Genomic DNA, 5,572 nt, shown 5'->3' on the forward strand with positions numbered 1-5,572 from the left:
TTCGATCTTCTCGGTCGAAAGCGGAGAAAAAGAGGTGTTGACAGCAGCGTGTAACGCTGTAGAATTCGCCTCCCGCTAACGAGAGATCGGAAGCGCAAGTGGTTGAAGTTACAAAGGAAACTTTGAAAACTTCTGAAAATAATCACTTGACAGTAAATGAGGCTGCTGTAGAATGCGCGCCTCGGTTGAGACGAAAGATCTTAACCAACCGCTCTTTAACAACTGAATCAAGCAATTCGTGTGGGTGCTTGTGGAGTCAGACTGATAGTCAACAAGATTATCAGCATCACAAGTTACTCCGCGAGAAATCAAAGATGTAACCAACGATTGCTGAGCCAAGTTTAGGGTTTCTTAAAAACCCAAAGATGTTTGAACTGAAGAGTTTGATCATGGCTCAGATTGAACGCTGGCGGCAGGCCTAACACATGCAAGTCGAGCGGTAGAGAGAAGCTTGCTTCTCTTGAGAGCGGCGGACGGGTGAGTAATGCCTAGGAATCTGCCTGGTAGTGGGGGATAACGTCCGGAAACGGACGCTAATACCGCATACGTCCTACGGGAGAAAGCAGGGGACCTTCGGGCCTTGCGCTATCAGATGAGCCTAGGTCGGATTAGCTAGTTGGTGGGGTAATGGCTCACCAAGGCGACGATCCGTAACTGGTCTGAGAGGATGATCAGTCACACTGGAACTGAGACACGGTCCAGACTCCTACGGGAGGCAGCAGTGGGGAATATTGGACAATGGGCGAAAGCCTGATCCAGCCATGCCGCGTGTGTGAAGAAGGTCTTCGGATTGTAAAGCACTTTAAGTTGGGAGGAAGGGCAGTAAATTAATACTTTGCTGTTTTGACGTTACCGACAGAATAAGCACCGGCTAACTCTGTGCCAGCAGCCGCGGTAATACAGAGGGTGCAAGCGTTAATCGGAATTACTGGGCGTAAAGCGCGCGTAGGTGGTTCGTTAAGTTGGATGTGAAATCCCCGGGCTCAACCTGGGAACTGCATTCAAAACTGACGAGCTAGAGTATGGTAGAGGGTGGTGGAATTTCCTGTGTAGCGGTGAAATGCGTAGATATAGGAAGGAACACCAGTGGCGAAGGCGACCACCTGGACTGATACTGACACTGAGGTGCGAAAGCGTGGGGAGCAAACAGGATTAGATACCCTGGTAGTCCACGCCGTAAACGATGTCAACTAGCCGTTGGGAGCCTTGAGCTCTTAGTGGCGCAGCTAACGCATTAAGTTGACCGCCTGGGGAGTACGGCCGCAAGGTTAAAACTCAAATGAATTGACGGGGGCCCGCACAAGCGGTGGAGCATGTGGTTTAATTCGAAGCAACGCGAAGAACCTTACCAGGCCTTGACATCCAATGAACTTTCTAGAGATAGATTGGTGCCTTCGGGAACATTGAGACAGGTGCTGCATGGCTGTCGTCAGCTCGTGTCGTGAGATGTTGGGTTAAGTCCCGTAACGAGCGCAACCCTTGTCCTTAGTTACCAGCACGTTATGGTGGGCACTCTAAGGAGACTGCCGGTGACAAACCGGAGGAAGGTGGGGATGACGTCAAGTCATCATGGCCCTTACGGCCTGGGCTACACACGTGCTACAATGGTCGGTACAGAGGGTTGCCAAGCCGCGAGGTGGAGCTAATCCCAGAAAACCGATCGTAGTCCGGATCGCAGTCTGCAACTCGACTGCGTGAAGTCGGAATCGCTAGTAATCGCGAATCAGAATGTCGCGGTGAATACGTTCCCGGGCCTTGTACACACCGCCCGTCACACCATGGGAGTGGGTTGCACCAGAAGTAGCTAGTCTAACCTTCGGGGGGACGGTTACCACGGTGTGATTCATGACTGGGGTGAAGTCGTAACAAGGTAGCCGTAGGGGAACCTGCGGCTGGATCACCTCCTTAATCGACGACATCAGCTGCTCCATAAGTTCCCACACGAATTGCTTGATTCATTGAAGAAGACGATAAAGAAGCAGCCCGAAATTGGGTCTGTAGCTCAGTTGGTTAGAGCGCACCCCTGATAAGGGTGAGGTCGGCAGTTCGAATCTGCCCAGACCCACCAATTTTGTGTGGGAAACGCCTGTAGAAATACGGGGCCATAGCTCAGCTGGGAGAGCGCCTGCCTTGCACGCAGGAGGTCAACGGTTCGATCCCGTTTGGCTCCACCACTAACTGCTTCTGTCTTGAAAGCTTAGAAATGAGCATTCCATCGATGTGATGGTGAATGTTGATTTCTAGTCTTTGATTAGATCGTTCTTTAAAAATTTGGGTATGTGATAGAAAGATAGACTGAACGTTACTTTCACTGGTAACGGATCAGGCTAAGGTAAAATTTGTAAGTAATTGCGAATTTTCGGCGAATGTCGTCTTCACAGTATAACCAGATTGCTTGGGGTTATATGGTCAAGTGAAGAAGCGCATACGGTGGATGCCTTGGCAGTCAGAGGCGATGAAAGACGTGGTAGCCTGCGAAAAGCTTCGGGGAGTCGGCAAACAGACTTTGATCCGGAGATGTCTGAATGGGGGAACCCAACCATCATAAGATGGTTACCTTACACTGAATACATAGGTGTATGGAGCGAACCAGGGGAACTGAAACATCTAAGTACCCTGAGGAAAAGAAATCAACCGAGATTCCCTTAGTAGTGGCGAGCGAACGGGGACTAGCCCTTAAGTGGCTTTGAGATTAGCGGAACGCTCTGGAAAGTGCGGCCATAGTGGGTGATAGCCCTGTACGCGAAAATCTCTTAGTCATGAAATCGAGTAGGACGGAGCACGAGAAACTTTGTCTGAATATGGGGGGACCATCCTCCAAGGCTAAATACTACTGACTGACCGATAGTGAACTAGTACCGTGAGGGAAAGGCGAAAAGAACCCCGGAGAGGGGAGTGAAATAGATCCTGAAACCGTATGCGTACAAGCAGTGGGAGCAGACTTTGTTCTGTGACTGCGTACCTTTTGTATAATGGGTCAGCGACTTATTTTCAGTGGCGAGCTTAACCGAATAGGGGAGGCGTAGCGAAAGCGAGTCTTAATAGGGCGTCTAGTCGCTGGGAATAGACCCGAAACCGGGCGATCTATCCATGGGCAGGTTGAAGGTTGGGTAACACTAACTGGAGGACCGAACCGACTACCGTTGAAAAGTTAGCGGATGACCTGTGGATCGGAGTGAAAGGCTAATCAAGCTCGGAGATAGCTGGTTCTCCTCGAAAGCTATTTAGGTAGCGCCTCATGTATCACTGTAGGGGGTAGAGCACTGTTTCGGCTAGGGGGTCATCCCGACTTACCAAACCGATGCAAACTCCGAATACCTACAAGTGCCGAGCATGGGAGACACACGGCGGGTGCTAACGTCCGTCGTGAAAAGGGAAACAACCCAGACCGTCAGCTAAGGTCCCAAAGTTATGGTTAAGTGGGAAACGATGTGGGAAGGCTTAGACAGCTAGGAGGTTGGCTTAGAAGCAGCCACCCTTTAAAGAAAGCGTAATAGCTCACTAGTCGAGTCGGCCTGCGCGGAAGATGTAACGGGGCTCAAACCATACACCGAAGCTACGGGTATCATCTTCGGATGATGCGGTAGAGGAGCGTTCTGTAAGCCTGTGAAGGTGAGTTGAGAAGCTTGCTGGAGGTATCAGAAGTGCGAATGCTGACATGAGTAACGATAATGGGTGTGAAAAACACCCACGCCGAAAGACCAAGGTTTCCTGCGCAACGTTAATCGACGCAGGGTTAGTCGGTCCCTAAGGCGAGGCTGAAAAGCGTAGTCGATGGAAAACAGGTTAATATTCCTGTACTTCTGGTTATTGCGATGGAGGGACGGAGAAGGCTAGGCCAGCTTGGCGTTGGTTGTCCAAGTTTAAGGTGGTAGGCTGGAATCTTAGGTAAATCCGGGATTCTAAGGCCGAGAGCTGATGACGAGTCATCTTTTAGATGACGAAGTGGTTGATGCCATGCTTCCAAGAAAAGCTTCTAAGCTTCAGGTAACCAGGAACCGTACCCCAAACCGACACAGGTGGTTGGGTAGAGAATACCAAGGCGCTTGAGAGAACTCGGGTGAAGGAACTAGGCAAAATGGCACCGTAACTTCGGGAGAAGGTGCGCCGGTGAGGGTGAAGGACTTGCTCCGTAAGCTCATGCCGGTCGAAGATACCAGGCCGCTGCGACTGTTTATTAAAAACACAGCACTCTGCAAACACGAAAGTGGACGTATAGGGTGTGACGCCTGCCCGGTGCCGGAAGGTTAATTGATGGGGTTAGCTAACGCGAAGCTCTTGATCGAAGCCCCGGTAAACGGCGGCCGTAACTATAACGGTCCTAAGGTAGCGAAATTCCTTGTCGGGTAAGTTCCGACCTGCACGAATGGCGTAACGATGGCGGCGCTGTCTCCACCCGAGACTCAGTGAAATTGAAATCGCTGTGAAGATGCAGTGTATCCGCGGCTAGACGGAAAGACCCCGTGAACCTTTACTATAGCTTTGCACTGGACTTTGAATTTGCTTGTGTAGGATAGGTGGGAGGCTTTGAAGCGTGGACGCCAGTTCGCGTGGAGCCAACCTTGAAATACCACCCTGGCAACTTTGAGGTTCTAACTCAGGTCCGTTATCCGGATCGAGGACAGTGTATGGTGGGTAGTTTGACTGGGGCGGTCTCCTCCTAAAGAGTAACGGAGGAGTACGAAGGTGCGCTCAGACCGGTCGGAAATCGGTCGTAGAGTATAAAGGCAAAAGCGCGCTTGACTGCGAGACAGACACGTCGAGCAGGTACGAAAGTAGGTCTTAGTGATCCGGTGGTTCTGTATGGAAGGGCCATCGCTCAACGGATAAAAGGTACTCCGGGGATAACAGGCTGATACCGCCCAAGAGTTCATATCGACGGCGGTGTTTGGCACCTCGATGTCGGCTCATCACATCCTGGGGCTGAAGCCGGTCCCAAGGGTATGGCTGTTCGCCATTTAAAGTGGTACGCGAGCTGGGTTTAGAACGTCGTGAGACAGTTCGGTCCCTATCTGCCGTGGACGTTTGAGATTTGAGAGGGGCTGCTCCTAGTACGAGAGGACCGGAGTGGACGAACCTCTGGTGTTCCGGTTGTCACGCCAGTGGCATTGCCGGGTAGCTATGTTCGGAATAGATAACCGCTGAAAGCATCTAAGCGGGAAACTAGCCTCAAGATGAGATCTCACTGGAACCTTGAGTTCCCTGAAGGGCCGTCGAAGACTACGACGTTGATAGGTTGGGTGTGTAAGCGCTGTGAGGCGTTGAGCTAACCAATACTAATTGCCCGTGAGGCTTGACCATATAACACCCAAGCAATTTGCGTCGAAGAGACCAGATTGCGGTGTGTGAAGACGAAACGAACCGAAAGTTCGAGATCTTGCAAAACACCGAAAGCTATCACATACCCAATTTGCTGAAGCGAGGCCAGCTGGCCGCGACTCAGTACCCGAATTTCTTGACGACCATAGAGCATTGGAACCACCTGATCCCATCCCGAACTCAGCAGTGAAACGATGCATCGCCGATGGTAGTGTGGGGTTTCCCCATGTGAGAGTAGGTCATCGTCAAGATT

At 51.1% G+C, this 5,572-nt stretch carries 2 tRNA genes and 3 rRNA genes; all 5 read left to right on the forward strand.

Features of this window, described 5'->3' with window-relative positions:
• Positions 1 to 371: 371 nt before the first annotated feature.
• Positions 372 to 1,908 (forward strand): 16S ribosomal RNA (locus HX807_RS12680).
• Positions 1,909 to 1,991: 83 nt separating this feature from the next.
• Positions 1,992 to 2,068: transfer RNA gene (locus HX807_RS12685), tRNA-Ile, on the forward strand.
• A 30-nt stretch (positions 2,069 to 2,098) separates the two neighbouring features.
• Positions 2,099 to 2,174 (forward strand) — tRNA-Ala (locus HX807_RS12690).
• Between the two features lie 233 nt (positions 2,175 to 2,407).
• Positions 2,408 to 5,301: ribosomal RNA gene (locus tag HX807_RS12695) — 23S ribosomal RNA — on the forward strand.
• Between the two features lie 153 nt (positions 5,302 to 5,454).
• Positions 5,455 to 5,570 (forward strand): 5S ribosomal RNA (gene rrf, locus HX807_RS12700).
• The 16S, 23S and 5S rRNA genes sit together here with 2 tRNA genes alongside, the layout of an rRNA operon.
• Positions 5,571 to 5,572 lie beyond the last annotated feature (2 nt).

This window comes from Pseudomonas sp. D8002, from assembly GCF_013385695.1.
Taxonomy (GTDB): domain Bacteria; phylum Pseudomonadota; class Gammaproteobacteria; order Pseudomonadales; family Pseudomonadaceae; genus Aquipseudomonas.